This is a genomic window from Brevibacterium oceani (assembly GCF_017948325.1).
GTDB lineage: Bacteria > Actinomycetota > Actinomycetes > Actinomycetales > Brevibacteriaceae > Brevibacterium > Brevibacterium oceani.
Genome location: NZ_CP072846.1, coordinates 982,088 through 1,003,910, shown reverse-complemented (window position 1 = coordinate 1,003,910; position 21,823 = coordinate 982,088). Strand labels below are relative to the sequence as shown.

Genomic DNA, 21,823 nt, shown 5'->3' with positions numbered 1-21,823 from the left:
CACTGCCCACTATGCTGCCCATCACTGCCGACCTCGAGCACGGTTTTCCCTCCCTCGACGGTCAGACCTTCGTCGTCACCGGCGCCAACAGCGGCCTCGGGCGGGTGAGCGCAAGCGCTCTCGCCGCACATGGGGCCCACGTGATCCTCGCGGTGCGCAACTCGGAGAAGGGAGAAGCGGCCGCAAAGGCGATGCGCGGGTCGGCCGAGGTCCGCGAACTCGACCTCGCGGACCTCGCCTCGGTCCGAGCGTTCGCCGCAGACCTCGACGGCCCGATCGACGTGCTCATCAACAACGCCGGCATCATGATCCCGCCCCTGGGGTATACCGTCGACGGTTTCGAGTCCCAGTTCGGAACCAACCACCTCGGGCACTTCGCGCTGACCAACCTGCTTCTGCCGCAGATCCGGTCTCGAGTGGTCACCGTCTCCTCGCTCGCCCATAAGCAGGGTGCCATCGATTTCTCCGATCTCAATTGGCAACGCCGTCGGTACCGGGCGATGAGCGCCTATGCCCAGTCGAAGCTTGCGAACCTGCTCTTCACCACCGAGCTCGACCGTCGGCTGGCCGAGGCGGGCACCGAGGTGATGGCGACAGCAGCCCATCCCGGACTGGCGGCGACGAACCTCTTCCACTCCAGCGAAGGTTCGCCGCTGCGGCGGGGACTGGGCAGGGCGTTCACGCGACTGGTCGCGCAGCGAGACACCGCTGGTGCCGCACCGACGCTCAACGCAGCGGTGGCCGACGTGCCGGGCAACTCCTACCTCGGTCCGGGCAGAGCATTCGAGACCCGCGGCGAACCCGTCTTCGCCAGCCGGACGCCGGCCTCGCTCGATCAGGACGTCGCGCGGCGGCTGTGGGAGACATCGGAGGAGCTGACGGGAGTCAGGTTCCCCGAATCGCTTCGCTGATGCTCGACCCATTCGCAGTCGCGGTGAGTATCGTGACGCTATGACAGTTCTGCACAATGTCCGCATCCTCGACCTCAAGTCCTCTGCATCTGCTGGCGAGCTGGTCGATATCGAATTCTCCGACACGATCACCGCGATCCGGCCGTCCGCGGAGCCGGATCCGTCCTCGGCGGCGACCGTGCTTCCGGGTCTCATCGACACTCACGTGCACCTCAAGTCTCGGAATGCTCTGCTGGCCGCCGTGCGGTCGGGGCTGACGACCGTGATCGACCTGGGCACCCACCCCGACTCCGTCGTCGACGGGTACCGGGCCGACGCCGAAGTCCCGGCGATTCTCAGTGCCGGATCGGCCGCCTCGGCGCCGGGGAGCACACAGATTGCGGTGATGGGATTCCCCTCCGAATCCGGTGTCACCGGCCCCGAAGATGCCGAGCGGTTCCTCGACTGGCGCGTCGCGAACGGCGTCGATCTCATCAAGATCATCATCGAGGACCCGGATGCGACGGAGACGCCCGCGCTCGACATCCCGACCCTGCAGGCGATCGTCGGCGGGGCGCGGAAGCGGGGCCTGCTCACCGTCGCACACGCGGTGACGGCCGCGTCCTTCGACCGCGGGCTCGACGCCGGGGTCGACGTCCTCACTCACATCCCCTTCGATCGGCCGCTGTCGAAGGCGACGTTCTCAAGGATCGTCGAGTCCGGAACCCTCGTCTCCCCCACCCTGGTGATGGTGCGCGCGATCACTGATGCCCGCCTCGGCGAGCACGCCGATGCCGCGATGGAGCTGGCCATCGGCAATGTCTCGGCTCTGCTCGATGGAGGGGCGACCGTCATCGCGGGCACCGACGCGAACGAGACTCCGTTCGCGCCGGTGCCGCACGGTCCCTCGCTGCACTCCGAACTCGGATACCTTGTGCAGGCGGGCATGACCGGCGCCGAGGCGATCCGCGCGGCGACCTCGGCAGCGGCGGACGCGTTCGGGCTGAGCGATCGCGGTCGCATCGTCGAAGGGGCCCGCGCGGACCTCATCGTCGTCGACGGTGATCCGCTCACCGAACTTTCAGTGCTGAGCTCACCCGCCGAGGTGGTCGTCGGCGGACGTCGGCTCGTCTGAGACCGCAGATCACCGCCGTCGGAGCACGATTGTCAGATCACCGGAACGCCTGCTGTCCGGTGATGTGCCGGCCGAGGATGAGGGTGTGGACCTCGTCGGTGCCTTCGTAGGTGCGCACGGATTCGAGGTTGTTGGCATGCCGCAGCGGTGAGTATTCGAGCGTGATGCCGTTGCCGCCGAGCATCGCGCGGGCGTCGCGGCATATCTGGATCGCCTCCCGGCAGTTGTTGAGCTTGCCGACGGAGATCTGCACGGGATCGAGCGTGCCGGCGTCCTTCAGCCGCCCGGTCTGGATGGCAAGCAGGGTGCCCTTCTGGATCTCGAGGGCCATGTTCACCAGCTTCTCCTGGGTGATCTGGTACGCGGTGAGGGGCTTGTCGAACTGCAGACGGTTCTGGGCGTAGTTCAGCGCCACTTCGAAGGAGTCGCGGGCTGCACCCATCGCGCCCCACATGATTCCGTAGCGTGCCTCGTTGAGGCAGGAGAACGGCCCCTTCAGTCCCGTGACCTCGGGCAGGACCGCCTCGGAGGGGAGATGGACATCATCGAGGGTGATGTCGCACTGGATGGAGGCGCGCATCGAAAGCTTCTGCGCGATCGGGGTGGCGGTGAATCCCTCGGTGTCGGTGGGGACGAGGAATCCGCGGATGCCGTCCTCGGTGGCGGCCCAGATGACGGCGATCTGTGCGATCGAGGCGAGCCCGATCCAGCGCTTGGCTCCGTTGAGGGTCCAGCTCCCATCGGCATTGCGGCTCGCTGTCGTCGCCATCGAGCCGGGGTCGGAACCGGCAGTGGGTTCGGTCAGTCCGAAGCAGCCGATGATCTCGCCGGCGGCCATTCCGGGCAGGTATCGGTTCTTCTGCTCCTCGGAGCCGAACTTGTGGATCGCCGACATCGCCAGTGACCCCTGCACGGAGACGAACGTGCGCAGGCCGGAGTCACCGGCTTCGAGTTCGAGGGCGGCGAGGCCGTATTCGACGGCGGAGCGTCCGGGGCAGCCGTAGCCCTTCAGGTGCATGCCGAGCAGACCCTGGGCGCCCATCTCGGGCACGATTTCGGTCGGGAAGACCGCATTCTCATACCAGTCGGCGATGTTCGGGCGAATCCGGTCATCGACGAAGGACCTGACCCGGTCGCGAAGTTCGAGTTCGGTGTCGGTGAAGAGTCCCGCGAGGTCGAGGAGGTCGGAGGGGTCGGCGGTGGTCGTGGGGGTCGTGGGTTTGCCGGTGGTGGTCATGTCAGGCTCCAGTCGTGGTTGCGGTCAGAGGGGCTGAGTCGCCGAGGATGTCGTGCGTATCGGCACCGAGTTCCGGTGGCGCCGAGCGCACCGGTGGGCGGGTACCGTTGAAGTTGACGGGGAAGGCGACCTGGCGCATCGGCCCGGCGCTGGGGTGGTCGACGGTCTGGACCATCCCGAGCGCCTCGGTCTGCGGGTCGGCGTAGACCTCGTCGAGGTGCTTGATCGGCGCTGCCGGGACCCCGGCCGCCGAGAAAAGAGTGCACCAGTGGTCGACGGTCTGCATGCGCAGGCTCCGGCTGAGTTCGGCGTTGACGTACTCGCGATGCTCGAGCCGTCCGGCATTGGCGGAGATGCGTTCGTCTCCCCCGAGGTCGGGCCGGTCGAGGACGGTGCAGAGCTTCTGCCACAGGGAGTCGTTGCCGATGGCGATGACGAAGTAATCGTCGGCCGCCGGGTATGCCTGGTAGGGCACGAGGTTGGGGTGCCCGGAGCCGAGCGCTTGCGGGCGCTTGCCGTCGGCGAAGTAGTTCGTCGCCCAGTTCACGTGCAGCGCGAGCTGGCCCTCGTAGAGCGAGGTCGTCAGGTACTGCCCCTTGCCGGTGCGGCTGCGTTCGAAGAGCGCGGAGACGATGCCGATGATCCCGAACAGGCCGGCGCCTAGGTCGCCCATCGCGAATCCGGCCTTCATCGGCGGTCCGCCTGGCTCACCGGTCAGGGACATCAGGCCCCCGCGCGCCTGGGCGACCATGTCATATCCGGGTTCGTCGCGCATCGGGCCGTGATCCCCATAGGCGGAGATGTGGAGGATGACGAGGTGCGGGAATTTCGCCGACAGCTCCTGATAGTCGAAGATCGTCTGCAGCGAGCTGCCGGGACGGAAGTTCTCGACGAGCACATCGGCGTCGGCGAGGAGGTCGAAGACCTGGGCCTGACCGCGATCGGACTTGAGGTCGATGGTCACGGACTTCTTGCCGTGATTGGCGGCGTGGAAGTACGTGGCATCGGCCCCGACCATCGGTGGGCCCCAAGCCCGTGTCGGGTCGCCCCCATCGGGATGTTCGACCTTGATGACCTCGGCGCCGAGGTCGCCCAGCGACATGGTCGCGTAGGGTCCGGCGAGGATCTTCGACAGGTCGATCACTCGCACCCCCTCGAGCGGACCGTGGAAGGCTGCCGCAGCCGTGCCGTACGTTTCGGTTGTGGGTTCGGGGTCTATGGTTCTCACTGCATGCTCCGGTGTCTCAGCGGTCTTAAGTGTCAGTGGTCTCAGGCCACGGGTGCAGGGGTCGAGGCGAGTGCGTCGCGGGGCACGGTCTTGCCATCGACGATGTCTTCGAAGTGGGCGAGCGCCGCCACCACGGCGGCCTCGTCGTTAAGGATGTTTCCCCCGATGAAGGTACGGGCGACGAGCAGTTTGCGCCAGTTTCCGTCACGGGAGGCTTCGACATCGGCCTGCTCGAGCAGGAGGGTGGCCATGATGATCTGGGCCAGGCTGTCGGCGTAGCCGCCGATGAGCGCCTCGGCTGCATCAGGATCAGCGGCGAGGATCGCGTCTCCGCGGTCGACGATGGCCTCCCATCGGCTCAGCAGCTCACGGATCTCAGCCCCCGCCTCGGCGCCGGTGATGTCATTGAGCTTGCCGGTCATCGACTGCGCCAGAAGGTGGTGGGTGTTCTGTTTGCGCATGCAGCGCAGAACGTCGAGGGCGATGACATTGCTCGAACCCTCCCAGATGGACCCGAGGTGGGAGTCGCGGACGAGGCGGGCGTCGGGCCATTCCTCGATGTATCCGCGGCCGCCGCGCACCTCCATCGCCTCACCGGTGACGAAGCGGGCGCGTTTGCAGATGTAATGCTTGGCCAGCGGGGTGAGGACGCGGATCTGAGCGGCTGCGGACTCGTCGCCGGCATCGGCGCGTTGGAGCGTGTCGCCTGCGTGGAAGACCAGACTCAGTGCCGCTTCTGCCTCGGCCTGCAGCGGCAGCAAGGTCATGCGCATCAGTGGTGCGTCGACGAGCGGCTTACCGAAGACGACGCGTTTCCGGGCATGGGCGAGCGCTTCGTTGATCGATCGGCGCATGAGCGCGGTGGAGCGCATGGCGTTGGACAGGCGGGAGGTGTTGACCATCTCCGCCATCTGCCGGAATCCGCGGTCGAGGTCGCCGATCTGGATGGCGTGGGCGCGGTTGAGCGTGATCTCGCCACTGGGCATCGACCGGGTACCGAGCTTGTCCTTGAGCCGGTCGATGACATAAGAGTTCTTCGATCCGTCGGCGAGCTGCTTGGGCAGCATGAACAGGCCGACGCCGCGAGTCGTGTCGTCCCCGCCCGGGTAGCGGGCGAGGGTGAGGATGATGTCGGCGTCGGGGTTCGAGGCGAACCATTTGCGGCCCGAGAGCACCCAGTCCTCTCCCTCGCGTTCGGCAACGGTCTCGGTCCGGGCGATGTCGGTGCCGGCCTGGATCTCGGTCATGAACATCGCACCGGTCCACCGCGAATCGGGATCGGTCGAGATGAGACGGTCGACCGCCTCGGCGACCTGCGGACCCTCACCGAACTTGCGCAGGGTCCGGGCGGCGGCATCTGTCATGGATACGGGGCAGGCGAGCCCGAACTCGGCCTGGACGAAGACGTAGGAGAGGATGTACTTGATCAGGTGCGGGGGCACATCCTCCCAGCCGTGCAGTCTGCGATGAGACAGCGCCGAGAGTCCGTACTCTTCGTAGGCGGCCTTCTGCAGCTCCTGGTAGCTCGCGTGGTAGTCGATGGTGTCGACGCGGTCGCCTTCCCGGTCGTACTGTGCCAGGGTCGGCGGATTCTTGTCCGCGACATCGGCCAAGGGCGCCAGCCGCGCGGCGGCATCGGTGCCGAGAGCGCTGAGCACTGGGTTGAGCAGCTCACGATCGGCCGGGTCGAGGTAGGACTCGATGAGGGGACGCAGTGCCGGGTCGAGGTCGACGAAATTCATTGTTCCTTCTTCTCTCTCAGGTGGCGGGGCCAGGTGGTCGGTTGAGGCGGTCGGGGCGGTTCTCGGCCCCGAACGGCCCCAGGTCAGGTGGTCGTGGTGGGGGTCGCCGAGGTGGCTGTCGCCTCGGTGGGGAGCCCCACCTCGGCGGTGTGGCCGGGTTCGCCCTCCCTGTTCGTCCAGGAGGTCCCGCGCAGCAGGAGGGACATGCACACCGCGGAGATGAGGACGTAGCCGAGGCCGAGGGCGACGACGATCCAGATCGATCCGGTGGCGCTGAGCAGGGCCTGGCTGAGCAACGGTGCGGTGCCGGCGAACAGTGCCGTAGAGACCTGGTAGGCCACGGAGATCCCGGTGTAGCGGATGGTGGTCGGGAACAGTTGGGCGAGCACCCCGGCCAGCGCGGCATAGTACATGGCGTGCGGGGCGGTGGCGAGGACCATGCCGAGCATCGCGAGCCCGTAGCTGCCGGTCTGGATGAGGACGAACATCAGCGGTAACAGCACGAGTTCGGGCAGCAGCATGATGAGGATGGCCTTGCGGGCGTCGATCTTCGAGGCCAGGATCGCGCCGAAGGGTTGGACGATCACCTGGGCGATGAGTGCGACGGTGACGATTTGGAGGAATTCAGTGCGGCCGAAGTCGAGGTCGGTCGTGGCCCAGGACAGGGCGAAGGTGGTCTTGACGTAGGTGATCGCGACACCGGTGACGACGGCGCCGATGGCCAGGCAGACGACCTTCCAGTGGTCGCGGAGCAGCTCGACCAGAGGCGTGCGCTTCTGGGGTTCCTTCTGGGTCGCGGCCACCATCTCCGGGGATTCGGTGATCTTCAGGCGGATGTAGAGGCCGACGATGATGAGCAGCGCCGAGGCGAGGAACGGGATCCGCCAGCCCCAGGTTCCGAAGTTCTCTGCGCTGAGATAGGTCAGGCCGAGGAAGGCGACCGTGGCAAGGAGGTTTCCGACCGGGGAGCCTTGCTGGGCGAAGGCCCCGAAGAGGATCTTCTTGCCCGGGGGTGCGAACTCGGTGGCGATGAGCACCGCGCCGCCCCATTCGCCGCCCATGGCCACGCCTTGGATGACACGCAGCGCCACGAGCAGGATCGGGGCCATGAAGCCGATCTGTTCATAGGTCGGCAGCAGGCCGACGCCGACTGTGGCCAGGCCCATGAGCATGAGGGTGGTGATGACGGTGTTCTTGCGGCCGAATTTGTCCCCGAAGTGACCGAAGATGACGCCGCCGAGAGGGCGGGCGATAAAGCCGACGGCGAAGGTCGCGAAGGCCGCCAGCGTGCCCATCGCCGGGCTGACGTCGGGGAAGAAGAGATGTCCGAGGACGAGCGCCGAGGCGGTGCCGTAGATGTAGAAGTCGAACCATTCGATGGTGGTGCCGATGAAGGCGGCGACTCCGGCTCGGCGGCCCTGCTTGGGATCGATGGCCGTAGTCGGCGAGGCGGGGTTCGGGGAGGAGGTCGCGGCGGTCGTCGAAGTGGTCGTCGGCGATTGGATCGACGCTGATCCGTTCGTGCTCATGTCTGTTCTCCTGCGAAAGACGGTCTGTGTCAGCAGTCACTTTTCCACCTGGATTCAAGCAAGTCCAATAGGTAATCTTTAGTGCATTGAGAACGAATCATTATCAATTGAGTTTCAGGAGGGGAACGCTCATGGAGCTGCGGCATTTCACGGCATTCCTCGCCGTGGCCGAGGAGTTGCACTTCGGGCGTGCGGCGGAGGGGCTGCACATCGCCCAGCCGGCGCTGAGTCAGATGATCCGGTCGCTGGAGCGCGAACTCGGGGTCCCGCTGTTCGAACGTACGACGAGACGAGTGAGACTCACCGCTTCCGGGGAGGCCCTGCTCGAACCCGCGCGGTCGATCATCAATCAGGTCGAGGGAGCCAAGCGGATCGCGCGAGCCGCACAGGAGGGCATCGTCGGCCGCGTCCAGGTCGGCTTCGGCGGGACCAGCGGCTATTCGATCCTCTCTCTGCTCGCCCGCGAGGTCGCGGAGAGACAGCCGGGCATCGAACTCGCGCTGCGACCCCAGACCTATTCGGGCGAGGCCGCGCTGGCCATCCGTGACGGGCACCTGGATCTGGCGATCATCAGTCCGCCCGCACCGGCCGGCATCGACGTCCATGTCATCCGACAGGAGCGGGTTATGGTCGCGGTCCCCACCGACCACGAGCTCGCGGGCAGGGACGAGATCAGCATGGGCGAACTCCGCGACCAGCCGTTCATCTCCTATGCCCCGTCCCACGGCTCGCAGGTGAGGGAAGCGATGATGCGCCTGTCCGACGAGGCCGGGTTCCTTCCCCGCATCGTCCAGGAGGCCCCCGATCCGTACAGTCTCTTGGCTCTCGTCGGCGCGCAGGTGGGGATCTCGATCGTCGTCGAGTCCTCCGAACACATCCGCATCGACGGGGTCAGCTATGTGCGACTGGCCGAGGGCGCGGATGCCTTCACCCTCGCGCTCGGCTGGCGGCGGAACAACCCGTCGGAGGCTCTGGCCCGGGTCATCGACATCGTCCGCGACATCCTCCCCTCCCCTGCTACCTGACGGTGGCCCAGATACCTCGCGCCAGGGTGCTGGACCGCCGTCAGGTAGTAATTAGGGGCAACCACCGAACGATTCGCTCCACATGCGGACGCGGAATCGAACTATGCCAGACTGATTCCATGGTTGAGGCAGAGAGCCTTCGCGAATATGCCCAGAAGATGCGCAGCCATCACGATTCCGGGACCGACCTCGGTGTCGATGCTCGCTTCGTCGATATGCTCGTCCCACGACGATCACGGATTCTCGATATCGGCTGCGGCATCGGCAGTGCGGTGAACCATCTGCGCAGGAGCGGTCACGAGGCATTCGGAATCGATCCGACTCCAGCGGTCCTCGACATCGCTGCCGACCTCTTCGAGTCACAGTGGTTCCGTCTCATGAGCGCTGGTGACCTGTCGACCGAGGCCCTGCGTGCCCGAGGTCTTCCAGAGAATTACGATGCCGCCCTCATGTCAGGGAACACTCCTGCATTCCTCGACAAGTCGGAGCTGAAGGGGACCTTCTCAGCGGTCGAACGCCTTCTCGACCCTGGTGGGCTGCTCATCGTGGGGACGACGACCCGAGCCCGAGGGGGACCTCAGGATCAAGGCTCCTGCGCGACCTCCTCGGCGCTGTCGTTGCAGCACCGGTTCGGCGATTGGCACCTCGGTGAATATGCGCCGGACTCCCCCTGGTCGGTGAGCGTCTTCCGCGCTCCCGGACATAGAAATGAGCCGGACGGTCCGAACGGCATCTTCGTTCTGCGCTCTCCCAAAGCACCTGACGGCGGCCCTGATACCTCGCGCCAGGGTGCTGGGCCGCCGTCGGGATCCTTCTATGCTTGTCAAGCGGCCTGCCCAACCACGTTCGTCGCCTCGAGAAGCCGATACACTCTCCGAGCCACAAACCGCTTGATACACCGGATAGCTTCCTTCTTCGACAGCCCTTCCCTGAGCCGTTTGGCCATGTACGCTCGAGTCTCCTCATCGAAGGACAACTTAGTGATGGCCACCATGTACAACGCGGAGTTCAACCGGCGATCCCCACTGCGGTTGAGCCGGAACCTCACCACATTGCCCGACGACGCTGGAATCGGACTCACCCCCGCCAGCTTCGCGAAAGCAGCCTCAGAACACACCCGCCCCGGATGCGACCACGCCAGATAGAACACGGCGGCAGTGATCGGCCCGATCCCCGGCTGAGCCAGCAACACAGCAGCCGGACTGTCCTTGACCAGAGCCAGAATCCGTGTGGCGTAATCCTTGATGTCCGCATCGAGTTCGATGACACGTTTGGCCAACCGGATCGCTTCCCGACGTGCCTCCAAACGTGCCACAGGCTCGTTCCTGACCCGCCACTTCGACACCGTTCGGATCTTGGCGACTGACAGTTTCCGTCGCGCATCGAGACCGAGATCGTTCGCGCGCAACAACGCGGTCAGCGCGTTGATGGTGCGGGTCTTCTCCCGCGTCATGGACTCACGGGCACCCACCAGGATCCGCAGTCCCTGGCGCGGCCCATCGGCCTGCCTGGGCACACGCAGTTGTGACTGCTCCAAGGGCAGAACGGTGGCCGCGATTCTGCGGGCATCGATCTGGTCATCCTTGCCCGTGCTGTGACGGTCGCGAACATTCATGCTCGCTGCTTCGGCGACCATGTACCCAGCCTCAGCGACGTTCTCGGCCAGGACTGCTCCGTAGGTGCCGATACCCTCGACCACCCACAAGGTGTCCAAGTGCCCGCCGGTGCGACGACCGACCCAGGCCAACGCTCGTGCCAGTCCAGCATTCGTCGTTGGGAATTCGCGGGTATCGATGTGCTCGCCGGTGTTGGTGAGCACGGCGTAGACGTGGTTCTTCGCATGCGTGTCGACGCCTACGACAAACGCATATAAATGCGAGATGATAGTCACGACGGTTCGTGATTCTCCCGTGTTAGAGCGGATGATGTCCGACCGTCGAACGGTCGGCTCCGGTCCGGGAGATAGTCACGTCGGAACACTACTGTGATGAGTCACGTTCGGTCAGGAACGGACAACCTTCTGATCAAGTTACCGATATGGGCCGAGCCGGGGCCGGCCGCCCACCGATCACCAGACAGATCCTGACGATGACATCGTCTGAGTCAGTAGCAATTTGAGTCATGATGATCGATGGGACGGTCGGTTCCTACTCTGCCAGCCAGTCCCAGACCAGCCACTATCAATCCTCACAGTAGCAATTAGGGGCGGATTGTGCCGGGGTCTCGGGTCGGGATCGCGTTGAGTGCGGCCAGCTGATCCTGGCTGAACTCGATGTCGCCGACAGCCGAGTTCTCCTCGAGGTGGCTGATCGTCGCCGTGCCCGGGATGAGCAGCGTGCCCGGATCGTGGTGGAGCAGCCAAGCGAGACCGACCTGGGAGGCCGTGACGTCGAGCTCGTCGGCGATCCGGGTGACGACCTCCTCGTCGGTGACCTTCGGCATCCCCTCGAACCCGCTGCCCAGCGGGAAGAACGGAACCCAGGCAACACCCTCGGACACACACAGCTCGAGCATGTCTTCGTCGCCGCGGGCGATGAGGCTGTAGGAGTTCTGCACACAGTCGATCCCGGCCGGCAGCGCCGTCTTCAGCCCATCGATGGTCGTGTTGCTCATCCCGATCCCGCCGATGAGGCCCTCGTCGCGCATTGCGATCATCTCTGCGAGCTGATCCTCGATGCTGACCACCTGGTCATCGGGCAGGGGAATCGTCACGCCTGTGTCCATGCGACGCAGATTGACCACGGCCAGCTGTTCGACGCCGAGGGTGCGCAGGTTCGCCTCGACCTCGGCGCGCAGCTCGTCGGGCCGCTGAGCTGCACGCATCGGAAACGGTCCGCCTGGATCCGGGGCCGCGCCGACCTTGCTGACGATTGCGACATCGTCGCCCGGTGTGAGCGTTTCGCGGATGAGTTCATTGGACAGACCGTTGCCGTAGAACTGGGCTGTGTCGATGTGGTCGATGCCGAGCTCGATGGCCCGGCGCAGCAGCGCGATACCTGTGGACCGGTCGTCTCGCAGTCGTTCGAGCTGCATCGCGCCGTAGCCGATGCGGGCCACGCTACGCGCTCCCAACCGCGCTTCACCGCCGGGCCGCGGGGCGACGGCGGGAGACCGGCGAGTGCCGAAGTCATGACGCGGGGCCTCCCGCAGAGTGAACCATCCTTGAGCTTTGCGGCGGTTGTCCTCGGTGAGGATGGTGAACGGCATGGGTTCTCCCCCGGCATCGGTGACGGCCTGTTCGAGGTAATCGCGCAGCTGCCACACTGCGGCAGGATCGACACCGTCGGCGGTGAGCAGAGCCCGCAGCTCAACCTCGGTGATGGCAAGGTCAGCGGCCGCCTCGGCGAGGGTCAGGGTCGAACGGTCGAAGTTCTCCTGCAGTTCGGCGGCTGTGCGGGCGATTTCGGCGTTATTCAGTGACATGCGAATCTCCTGGATCGGTGGAGGTGTGTTCTCGGAGGGCAATTGGGACAGCTGGTCAGCCGAGCACCGGCAGCTGGAGGTAGGAAGCATACTCGCCGCCGGTGTGGATGACGTGCGCGCCTGAGTTGTCGCCGACGTATTCGCGGATGCCCGGCATCATCGTACCGAGCAGATTGCGCGAGCTGACGACGAAGCGCAGCTGCTCGCCCGGGTGGAAGGTCAACCCGACCGGCAGCAGGTCGAGGTCGACCTCGACGATCTCACCGGGGCTGAGCTTCTCCACCCGGTCGAAGGTGTGTGCGGGCACCTCCTCGGTGCTCAATGCCTCGTCGAGGTGGCGCATCGACACACGGAGCCGGCCGTCGGAGCCCTTGTAGCGCAGGATCGTCGCACCATGGTCGGTGACGTCGTGGATGCGCGCGTTGTGATTGGGCACGGTGAAGGCCTGCAGGGGTGTGCCGTGGGCGTCGAGCTTCTGGACGAGGACGAAGAGATCCATGTCCGCCGCCCCTCTGGCTTCGACCCACAGGTGCGCCTTCGGGTACCCGACGAGGGTGGTCTCGCTATCGAAAGAGGCGATGAAGGACACCGCATCGGGGTTGGCGTCAACGTCGTAGACCGCCTCGGCACCGGATTCGGGAGCCTGCGTCGTCAGGGTCCGGGAGTGCGCCTCGAGGTAGTACTTCGTGTTCACCGAGGCGGCCGGAGGGAATTCGGCGGCGGGGATCTGTGTGCGGTCGCCTCCTGCAAGGTCGAGCGTCGAATACCGCACGCGCGGGGTTTCGAGCCAGTCGTTGTCGACGCCGTGGAGGTAGTGGTCGAAGAAGCGGCGCAGGTCCTCGACGTTGGCCTCGTCGTAGTAGTCGGGCCATTCCTGGCTGTTGTGGATGCGCAGCCATTTCTCTTCCGAGGCGATGCGTCGCCAGCCGCGGAAGGTCCCGGCCGTGTGGAGGGTGTTCGAGTAGCTGGCCACGATGTATGCGGGCACGGTGATCGCATCGAAGTCGGGGATCTTGTCCTCCCACAGTGCGTCCATGAGTGGGCGGGCGGCCGCCTCGGCGAGGATGTCTTCCTTCTGATTGCGACCGAAGAAGCTGCCTTCCTGCAGGTGCCGGGCGAAGCCGGTGTCGGGCATTCCGCCGCGCCTCACGAGGTCGCGGTAGACGTCTGAGACGCCCTCCCACGGGTTGATCGCGGCCAGATGGGCGGGCGCCTCGGCGGCGGTGAACCACTGCGAGACGGCGAGGTACGAGGTCCCGGACATCCCGATCCTGCCGGTGCACCATTCCTGGTCGGCCAGCGATTCGATGACGTCGGCGCAGTCGCGGCCTTCCTGCCGGTCCCAGAGGACGCTGTCGCCCTCGGAGTCGACGACGCCGCGGATATCGGGGTTGACGATGGCGTAGCCGTGGGCGCACCAGTAGGCGGGATCGGGTCCTTCGAACTTCTCGAGTCCGGAGACGATGCCGTTGTCGAGTCCGACGAGCCCGAATACGCCCATCACGCTCGCCGAGGTGCCCTGCGCCTTCCCGTAGGGACTCCACGCAACAATGGCGGGGACTTTGTCCGCGTCCGCGGGGCGGAAGATGTCGACGTGGACGGTGGTCCCATCGCGCAGCGTCACGGGAGTGTCCTTTTCGAAGACGATGTCGACGGGCAGCTCACGGAACTGCGGTGCGATGCGGAATCCGGCCTCGAGGACACGAGTACCGGGATCATACGGGGTGAGCATTCCGGTGCGGGCCTCTGGCAGCGGGGTGGAGGGGATGTAGGTCTTCCGGTCATCGGTCATGACGGGCTCCTCGGGGATCGGCGAATCCACGGTGTGTTCCGTGCTTCGTCGTCAGCCTACGCTCGGCACGACCGAAACTCAACAGGTGTTGAGTTGTGTTCTTCGGCACGCTAGATTGGGGTCATGAGTGATTCTGATCCATCTGCTGCGAAGACCAAGCGAGGTCGCCGCCCCGGTCGCCCGTCTGGGAGCGGGAGTACCCGTGAGACCGTGCTTTCTGCTGCTCGTGCGCAGTTCGCGGTCAAGGGCTTCACGGCCACGACCATCCGCAGCGTCGCAGCGGACGCCGGGGTCGATCCCTCGCAGGTGATGCAGTTCTTCCGGAACAAGGAGGAGCTCTTCGCCGCTGTGATGGCGGTTCCGGCTCCGGCTCTTGAGCGGTTCGACACGGCTTTTCGGGGGCCCCGGGAGCACCTCGGCGAGCGTGTGGTCAGGGCCTTCCTAGCGGCGTGGGAGTCCGAACCGGAAGAGGCCCAGCCGTTGCTGGCGATGCTGCGCGGGGCGATCGTCAACGAGGGTGCGCGCGCTCAGCTCGCCGACTTCATCGAGTCCCGGCTTCTCGTCGGAGCACGCGAACGCACCGAGGCTGATGCCCCGGTCCGGGCGGCTCTGGCATCATCGATGCTCGTCGGGCTCATCACCGGCCGCGACGTCATCGGCGTGCCCACGTTGGCCGGGGCCGATGCCGAGGAGATCGTGGCCATCGCGGCCCCGGCGATCCAGGCGATCCTCGCCCCTATTGCTACGTGACGGCGGCCCAGCAACCTCGCGCGAGGTTGCTGGGCCGCCGTCGGGTAGTAAATGGGTTACCAGCTGATGACGTGGGGGACGCTCACGTGCTTGAGTCCTTCGACTCCGAATTCGAGGCCGAAGCCGGACTTCTTCACTCCGCCGAAGGGCACTCGCGGATCGACGGCTCCGTGCTTGTTGATCCATGTCGACCCGGCCTGCAGCCTGGCCGCGACCTTCTTGCACTCCTCGATATCCGTTCCCCACACCGAGGATCCGAGCCCCACCTCGAGCTCGTTGGCCCATTCGACGGCCTGGTCGAGGTCGGTGTACTTGATGATCGGCAGGGCCGGACCGAACTGCTCCTCGGCGACGAGCGGGTTGTCGTTGTCGATGTCGGCCACGAGCGTCGTGGGGTAGAAGTAGCCGGGCTGATCAGCGGCGGGGTCGCCGCCCATGAGCACGCGGGCGCCCCCATTCTTTGCGGCGTCGACGAGACGAGCGACGATATCGTACTGCTGCTTGTTCTGCAGCGGGCCGAGGACGTTCTCCTCCTCGAGCCCGACGCCCATCGGGGACTGCCCGGCCACCTCGACGAGGGCGTCGCAGACCTGGTCGTAGAGGGATTCCGGGACGTAGAGGCGCTTCATTGCGGCACAGGTCTGGCCGGTGTTGATGAACGCGCCCCAGAACAGGTCACCGGCGATCGCCTTGGGATCGGCGTCCTCGAGGACGATGCCCGCATCGTTGCCGCCGAGCTCGAGGGTGATCCGGGCGAGCTTGTCGGCGGCGGTGCGCATGATCGCCTGACCGGTCTTCGTCGAACCGGTGAACATGATCTTGTCCACACCATCGTGACTGGTCAGCGCGGCACCGACCGCACCGTCGCCGGGGACGACGGAGAGCACATCGGCTGGCAGCGCCTGGTTGACGACGGCGACGAGTGCCTGCACGGACAGCGGCGTGTACTCGGAGGGCTTGAGCACGACGGTGTTGCCCATCTTCAGGGAGGGGGCGAACTGCCACACGGAGATCATCATCGGCCAGTTCCAGGGACCGACGGCCCCGACGACGCCGACGGGATCGTAGCGGAGCTCGGCATGGGTCTCCCCGTCGTCGACGAGGATCTCGGGCTCGAGTTCGAAGGCGGCGTTCGCACGCAGCCACGCCGAGCAGGCACCGACCTCGAATCGGGCGTTCGGCCCGTTGAGCGGCTTGCCCTGCTCACGGGAGAGCAGTTCGGCCAGCGCTTCGGCCGAGGCTTCGACGGCGTCGGCGGCCTTGTTGAGCAGGTCGCTGCGTTCGGCGATCGGGCGGGCGGCCCACGCGGTCTGTGCTTCCCGCGCCGAGGCGACCACTGAGTCGATGTCGGCAGCGCTGCCTTCACGGGTGCGGCCGACGACCTCGCCGGTGGCGGGGTCGAGGATCTCGCGTCCGACGGGATCCTCAATGGCGGACAGGAGGCCTGCCGTGGTCGTGAGGTCGGTGGTAGTGGCGTCGGTGGTCATGATGCTCCTTCTTTCGTGGTGACTGAACGGTGTGGTCGGTGGGTTCTCATCCCAGGCGGGTTCTCATCCCAGGGAACCACCGGATCCGATTCCTGCATAGAGCTGCGGTCTCGACGAGCGCAGCATGATCGCCCAGACCGTGCCGATGAGTCCTGGGACGAGCACGATCGCGGGCAGCAGCCAAGACAGCACGGAGGTTCCCTCCAGGCCGATGAGGACGTTGAAGTTGATGACGATGGAGACAAACAGCGTGAACAGTCCGATCGCCGAGAGGCCGGGGGCGATCGCCCTTGTCCACAGCGAGTACTCACCCGCCTTGGCGCGGAGGAAACCGATGACGGCGAGGGCGGTGAGCGCCATGAGGAGGACGAGCCCGAAGGCACCCATGTTCGTCAGCCAGGTGAAGAGTGTGACGACGGGGAACAGCGGGTCATCGCTGCCGGAGCCGACCGCGGCGAAGACAAGGATGACGATGAGCGCGAGCCCCGACTGGGCGAGCGATCCGGCGACCGGCGCACCGGTCCGCTTCGAGGTCCGCGCCAGCACAGAGGGCAGGACCCGGTCGCGGCCGAGCGCGAAGAAGTAGCGAGCGACGATGTTGTGGAAGGCCACGAGGGCGGCGATGAGTGAGGTGAGGAAGAGGAGGTTGGCGAGGTCGACGAACCACACGGGCGCATGCTCGCCGAGGAAGACGAACATGAGGTCGGGACCGAACTGCTGGGACCGCCCGATGACCTGCGAAGCCCCTTCGCCGACGACCATCGCCCAGGCGGAGATGGCGTAGAAGACGGCGATGATGCTCACCGCGATGACGGTGGCCCGGCCGGCTGTGCGCCTGGGATCCTTGACCTCCTCGTTGTAGATCGCACCCGATTCGAAGCCCATGAACGCGGCGATCGAGAACGCCAGCGCGGCTCCCACACCGGGAGCGAAGAGCTGATCGACCATGAGCCCATCGGCCGTGACGCCTTCGGGGCTGTGGATGAGGCCGATGAGGTCGAAGACGATGACGACGAGGAATTCGGCACCGACGACGATGCCGAGCACCTTCGCGGAGAAGTCGACGCGGAGGACACCCATGACGCCGACGATGACCCAGCCGATGAGGGCGCAGAGCCACCAGGAGACCTGCAGTCCGAACAGGGTGTCGAGGAACGAGGAGAAGACGAACCCGAACATTCCGGCGATGCCGATCTGCATCGCGTTGTAGGCGACCAACGCGGTCAGAGCCGCACCCATGCCGACCGGCTTGCCCAGCCCCTTGGAGATGTAGGCGAAGAAGGCGCCGGCGTTGTGCACGTGCCTGCTCATCGCGGCATAGCCGATGGCGAAGAGGATGAGGACGATGCCGAGGACGACGAAGGAGAGCGGAATCCCCGTCAGCGAGGTGACGGCGAAGTTGCTCGGCACTCCGCCGGCGACGACCGTCAACGGCGCCGAGGCGGCGATGATCATGAAGACGAGCGCGGGCACCCCGATGCGCCGCGAATCGAGACCGGCAGTGACCGGGTGCGTGGAGGGTTCCGTCGGCGTCGGGGCCGCTGTGCCCCGGGGACCCAGACCGCCGTTGGTCGAATCCGAATTGAGAATGCTCATGTGATCCACCTCATAGTGATGACTGTTGCCAGTCTGGATCACCGAGGGGTGCGGAGTCTTGGCTTTGCAGGCGGAGTTCTTGACGATCGGCGCAGGCGACCCGACACACCCGCCTCCACACAGCTTGCCGCGCTCACGCGCCCGGCTGGGCCACTCTCATTCGCGCAGGGCGCTCCGCCGGAATCCGGCAGGCGGCTGCCCGACGACGCTGCGGAAGAGGCGTGAGAAGTGGGCCGGATCGCCGAGCCCCCAGCGGGCGCCGATGGCGGCCACGGGCACCTGCCGCTGCAGGGGGTCGGCGAGGTCCTGGCGGCATCTCTCGATCCGACGGCGGCGGATCTCCCCGGACACCGACTCCCCCGAGCCCTCGAAGATCTGGTGAAGGGTGCGCACCGACATGAAGTGGGCCGCCGCGATCGTCGAGGGTGAGAGCTGCGGATCGGCGAGGTTGGACTCGATGTGGTCGATGACCTCGGCGCGCAGGATCTGCTTCTCCTCCGGCGCTCCCGAGCCGGAGAGTTCGTCGGCCATGACGGTGGTGAGCAGGTCGACGACGTTGCCGGCCAACCGCACTCCGACCGATCGGCTGAGCGTCGGCAGCATCGCCCCCGCCTGCGAGATGACCTGGGCGGCCACAGCACCGAGGCGGTGGTCGGCACCGATGGGCGTGGCGGTGAGCTGACTGACGATGTCGACGGGCATCGTCACCCGCGAGCGCGGGAACATCATCACATAGGAGGAGAAGTCGGAGTCGAAGCTGAGCGTGTACGGCCGTGATGTGTCGTAGATGGCCAGCGAGCCCGGGGCGAGCGCCATCTCGCGGCCGTCCTGGATGAGCAGCCCGTGGCCTTCGAGCTGGAGGGAGACCTTGAAGTAGTCGTCGCCGGCATGCACGGCATCACTGCGGGAGATGAGTCCCGGCGTGCGCAGCACCGCGTGCGGATCGGCTCTGATGTGCGACATCACGACCGCGTCGTAGTCGCGGGCGCTGATGCGTCCGGTGAAGCCGCCTCGGCGCTGGGGTTCGGTATCGAGCGGCACGAAGGAGTCCGAGACCAGGCTCTGCCAGCCGTCGAAGTCCGAGGCGGTCCCTTCAAGCAACATGAATGTCCTTAGCGATTCCCTTGATCGCCGGCCCCTGCGTCGGCGATCACCGTGCGGCCACTCTATCCCCAACCGGGCGGTCAGTCACGACCATCCGACGATTTACCGACCATTTGGTCGCTTTGTCGTGGCATGGCGCGTTGTCTGGTGCTCAGGCGCCCGGCGCCCTGGTCTCCAGGCGCCCGAGCCCGTAGTCGAGCTGGGCACGGAATCCGGCGAAGTCGAAACGGCCACCGCCGACGATCGCCATCGTCTGCGCGCCGAGCAGGTAGGTGAGCAGAACGTCGGCCTCCCGAGCCACATCGACCTCGGCGCGGAGAGAGCCGTCCTCACGCGCCTCGCTCAGCCACGCGACGATCCAGCCCTCCCAGAGTTCCATGGTCACCGCGGTCGTGCGCGCATGATCGGGATTCTGGGCCACCTCGGCGAGGTAGGACAGCACCACCCTCGCCTCCTCATGGGTCTCCTCGGTGACAGGCAGGACCTCGCCGACGAAGGCCCGCAGAGCCGCCATCCCACGCAGACCCGCGGTGGATTCCTCCACCCGGCGATTCGTCGCCTCGAACACGTCGAGGTAGGTCGCGGCGAGCAGATCGGACTTCGCACCGAAGTAGGTCTTGATGACTCCGTTGGCAAACCCCGCCTCGGCGGCGATGTCGCGCATCGTCGCTCCCGAGAGCCCCTGTCGCACGATGATCCGGCGGGTCGCGAGCACGAGGTCGCGACGACGCTGGTCGTGATCGACGATCTTGGGCATGGCTCCTCCGGTTCGGTCGGTGTCGATGTTTTTGTTGGTGTCAGTGTCACTGTCAGCGTCGGTGTCAGTGTCGCAAATCGCGCCCTCGCGGGCTGCGATGCCCAAAGACGACTCTTGACTTTATTTTCTACGAGTGTAGCTTTTAAAGTGAAACGAATCACAGACTCCGTTGCAAAGGTGCACCATGTCCTGTCACACCACCCCTCATGCCGCCACGGTCGACACCCTCACGACGACGCCTTTCTCGCTGGCCTCCGAAGCCGAGATCACGGCCGTCACCGCGACCCTGCGCGAAGCCGGTCACTTCCCCGACACCGCCCGGATGGCCTACCTCGGCCTGCTCGATCCGGTCCGCGGGACCGAGCGTTCCCCGGAGGCCGTCGACCGTCGGTTCCGGGCTCTCGTTCTCGACAAGACCGCCGGAACGGCGCTCGACATCGTCGTCTCGGTCACCCGCGGCACCGTCGATTCCGTCACCGAGGTGGACTCCACCGTCGACGGCGAGTTCCCGGTCATGGAGGAGGAGTTCGAGGTCGTCGAGGCCGTGCTCGCCGCCGATCCGACCTGGCAGGAGATCCTCAAGCGCCGCGGGCTGCCCCTCGAGGAGGTTCGCGTCGCACCGCTGTCGGCCGGGGTCTTCGAATATCCCGAGGAATCGGGACGACGGATCCTCCGGGGGCTGGCCTTCCACCAGCAGCATGAGACCGATTCGGCGTGGGCGCATCCGATCGACGGCCTCGTCGCCTATGTCGATGTCACCAACCGCACGGTCGATCAGATCCTCGACCTCGAGAACGTGCCCGTGCCCGTCGAGCACGGCAACTACACCGACCCCGAGCTCACGGGACCGGTGCGCACTACGCAGAAGCCGATTGAGATCACCCAGCCCGAGGGCCCGAGCTTCACCCTCACCGACGGCAATCACATCGAGTGGGAGAAGTGGTCGCTCGATGTCGGCTTCGACATGCGCGAGGGACTCGTGCTGCACAACATCGCCTTCGATGACGGCGAGCGCCGTCGCAAAATCCTCGACCGGGCGGCGATCGCGGAGATGGTCGTGCCCTACGGTGATCCCTCGCCGGTGCGGTCGTGGCAGAACTACTTCGACACTGGCGAATACCTCGTCGGGCAGTGGGCGAACTCGCTCGAACTCGGGTGTGACTGCCTCGGCGACATCACGTATCTGTCCCCCTGGGTGGTCAACAACCTCGGCGAGCCCCGGCAGATCAAGAACGGCATCTGCATGCACGAGGAGGACGCTTCGATCCTCGCCAAGCACTCCGACCTGTGGTCGGGGGTGGCGTACACGAGGCGCAACCGTCGTTTCGTCGTCTCGTTCTTCACCACGGTCGGCAACTACGACTACGGCTTCTACTGGTATCTCTACCTCGACGGCACGATCGAGTTCGAGGCGAAGGCGACCGGTGTGGTCTTCACCTCGGCGCTGCCGAACGGGTCGAGCGACTTCGCGTCGGAGATCGCTCCGGGACTCGGTGCCCCGTTCCACCAGCACCTCTTCGGAGCCCGTCTCGACTTCGCCCTCGACGGCGGTCGGTGCCGGGTCGAGGAGGAGGACGCCGTGCGGCTGCCGGTCTCGGAGGACAACCCGCGCGGCAATGCGTTCTCCCGGTCGCGGACGGTGCTGGGCACCGAGCTGGCCGCTCAGCGGGACGCGGATCAGTCGAAGGCACGGACCTGGGTGGTGACGAATCCGAAGTCGGCCAACCGCCTCGGCGAACCGGTGGGCTACAAGCTCCACCCGACGGGCCTGCCGACGCTGCTCGCGGCCGAGGATTCGTCGATCCATCGGCGGGCGACGTTCGCGTCGAAGGCGCTGTGGGTGTCGCAGTATCACGAGGACGAGCGCTATCCGACCGGGGACTTCCCGAACCAGCACTCCGGCGGGGCCGGCCTGCCCGCGTGGACGGCGGCCGATCGAAGCGTCGACGGTGAGGACATCGTGCTCTGGCACAGCTTCGGCCTCACGCATTTCCCGCGGGTCGAGGACTGGCCGATCATGCCCGTCGACACCGTCGGCTTCAAACTCCGACCCGATGGCTTCTTCGACCGCTCCCCCGTGCTCGACGTCCCGGCACCGGAATCCGGCGGCCACTGCTGCGAGGAGTGA

At 66.0% G+C, this 21,823-nt stretch carries 16 protein-coding genes and 1 pseudogene; 6 read left to right on the top strand and 11 right to left on the bottom strand.

What is annotated here, in order from left to right; genetic code table 11:
- Positions 1–11: 11 nt before the first annotated feature.
- Positions 12–911, top strand: coding sequence for an oxidoreductase (locus tag J9314_RS04245; protein ID WP_210604694.1), 900 nt, complete (start codon positions 12–14; stop codon positions 909–911).
- 40 nt (positions 912–951) lie between these two features.
- Positions 952–2,025, top strand: a complete 1,074-nt coding sequence (locus tag J9314_RS04240; RefSeq protein ID WP_210604693.1) for an amidohydrolase family protein — start codon at positions 952–954, stop codon at positions 2,023–2,025.
- Positions 2,026–2,062: 37 nt separating this feature from the next.
- Here J9314_RS04240 and J9314_RS04235 read toward each other — a convergent pair whose 3' ends face one another.
- From J9314_RS04235 to J9314_RS04220, 4 genes are all read right to left on the bottom strand, one after another.
- Complete coding sequence (locus J9314_RS04235; RefSeq protein WP_210604692.1) at positions 2,063–3,262, bottom strand: acyl-CoA dehydrogenase family protein; 1,200 nt, start codon at positions 3,260–3,262, stop codon at positions 2,063–2,065.
- Between the two features lies 1 nt (position 3,263).
- Entirely contained in the window at positions 3,264–4,490 is a 1,227-nt protein-coding gene (locus J9314_RS04230; protein WP_210604691.1) for a CaiB/BaiF CoA transferase family protein, read from the bottom strand.
- Positions 4,491–4,531: 41 nt separating this feature from the next.
- Positions 4,532–6,232, bottom strand: a complete 1,701-nt coding sequence (locus J9314_RS04225; protein WP_210604690.1) for an acyl-CoA dehydrogenase family protein — start codon at positions 6,230–6,232, stop codon at positions 4,532–4,534.
- Positions 6,233–6,315: 83 nt separating this feature from the next.
- Entirely contained in the window at positions 6,316–7,761 is a 1,446-nt protein-coding gene (locus J9314_RS04220; protein ID WP_210604689.1) for an MFS transporter, read from the bottom strand.
- Between the two features lie 131 nt (positions 7,762–7,892).
- Here J9314_RS04220 and J9314_RS04215 point away from each other — a divergent pair, with 131 nt between their 5' ends.
- Together J9314_RS04215 and J9314_RS19120 are read left to right on the top strand one after the other, a co-directional pair.
- Complete coding sequence (locus J9314_RS04215; RefSeq protein ID WP_210604688.1) at positions 7,893–8,786, top strand: LysR family transcriptional regulator; 894 nt, start codon at positions 7,893–7,895, stop codon at positions 8,784–8,786.
- Positions 8,787–8,905: 119 nt separating this feature from the next.
- A pseudogene (locus J9314_RS19120) lies at positions 8,906–9,421 on the top strand (class I SAM-dependent methyltransferase); the annotation flags it as partial.
- A gap of 188 nt (positions 9,422–9,609) precedes the next feature.
- On the opposite strand, the gene J9314_RS04205 reads toward J9314_RS19120, so the two are convergent.
- The 3 genes from J9314_RS04205 to J9314_RS04195 form a co-directional block, all read right to left on the bottom strand.
- Positions 9,610–10,677, bottom strand: coding sequence for an IS110 family RNA-guided transposase (locus tag J9314_RS04205; RefSeq protein WP_210604687.1), 1,068 nt, complete (start codon positions 10,675–10,677; stop codon positions 9,610–9,612).
- A 308-nt stretch (positions 10,678–10,985) separates the two neighbouring features.
- Positions 10,986–12,209 carry an aldo/keto reductase gene (locus tag J9314_RS04200; protein ID WP_246490606.1) on the bottom strand — a complete coding sequence of 408 codons (1,224 nt, stop codon included), beginning with the start codon at positions 12,207–12,209 and terminating at the stop codon, positions 10,986–10,988.
- Positions 12,210–12,264: 55 nt separating this feature from the next.
- Positions 12,265–14,001, bottom strand: coding sequence for a CocE/NonD family hydrolase (locus tag J9314_RS04195; RefSeq protein ID WP_210604686.1), 1,737 nt, complete (start codon positions 13,999–14,001; stop codon positions 12,265–12,267).
- Positions 14,002–14,124: 123 nt separating this feature from the next.
- Here J9314_RS04195 and J9314_RS04190 point away from each other — a divergent pair, with 123 nt between their 5' ends.
- A complete protein-coding gene (locus J9314_RS04190) occupies positions 14,125–14,751 on the top strand; it encodes a TetR/AcrR family transcriptional regulator (protein WP_210604685.1) in 627 nt (208 codons plus the stop codon).
- Between the two features lie 56 nt (positions 14,752–14,807).
- Here the strand turns inward: J9314_RS04190 and J9314_RS04185 are convergent, their stop codons facing one another.
- The 4 genes from J9314_RS04185 to J9314_RS04170 all read right to left on the bottom strand — a co-directional run bounded on the left by J9314_RS04185 (position 14,808) and on the right by J9314_RS04170 (position 19,695).
- Positions 14,808–16,238, bottom strand: coding sequence for an aldehyde dehydrogenase family protein (locus J9314_RS04185; RefSeq protein ID WP_210604684.1), 1,431 nt, complete (start codon positions 16,236–16,238; stop codon positions 14,808–14,810).
- Positions 16,239–16,301: 63 nt separating this feature from the next.
- The gene (locus tag J9314_RS04180) at positions 16,302–17,834 is read right to left on the bottom strand and encodes an APC family permease (protein ID WP_210604683.1); all 1,533 of its coding nucleotides are present in this window, start codon (positions 17,832–17,834) and stop codon (positions 16,302–16,304) included.
- A gap of 156 nt (positions 17,835–17,990) precedes the next feature.
- The gene (locus J9314_RS04175) at positions 17,991–18,938 is read right to left on the bottom strand and encodes an AraC-like ligand-binding domain-containing protein (protein WP_210604682.1); all 948 of its coding nucleotides are present in this window, start codon (positions 18,936–18,938) and stop codon (positions 17,991–17,993) included.
- Positions 18,939–19,089: 151 nt separating this feature from the next.
- Entirely contained in the window at positions 19,090–19,695 is a 606-nt protein-coding gene (locus tag J9314_RS04170; protein WP_210604681.1) for a TetR/AcrR family transcriptional regulator, read from the bottom strand.
- Positions 19,696–19,879: 184 nt separating this feature from the next.
- On the opposite strand from J9314_RS04170, the gene J9314_RS04165 reads away from it, so the two are divergent.
- A complete protein-coding gene (locus J9314_RS04165; RefSeq protein ID WP_210604680.1) occupies positions 19,880–21,823 on the top strand; it encodes a primary-amine oxidase in 1,944 nt (647 codons plus the stop codon).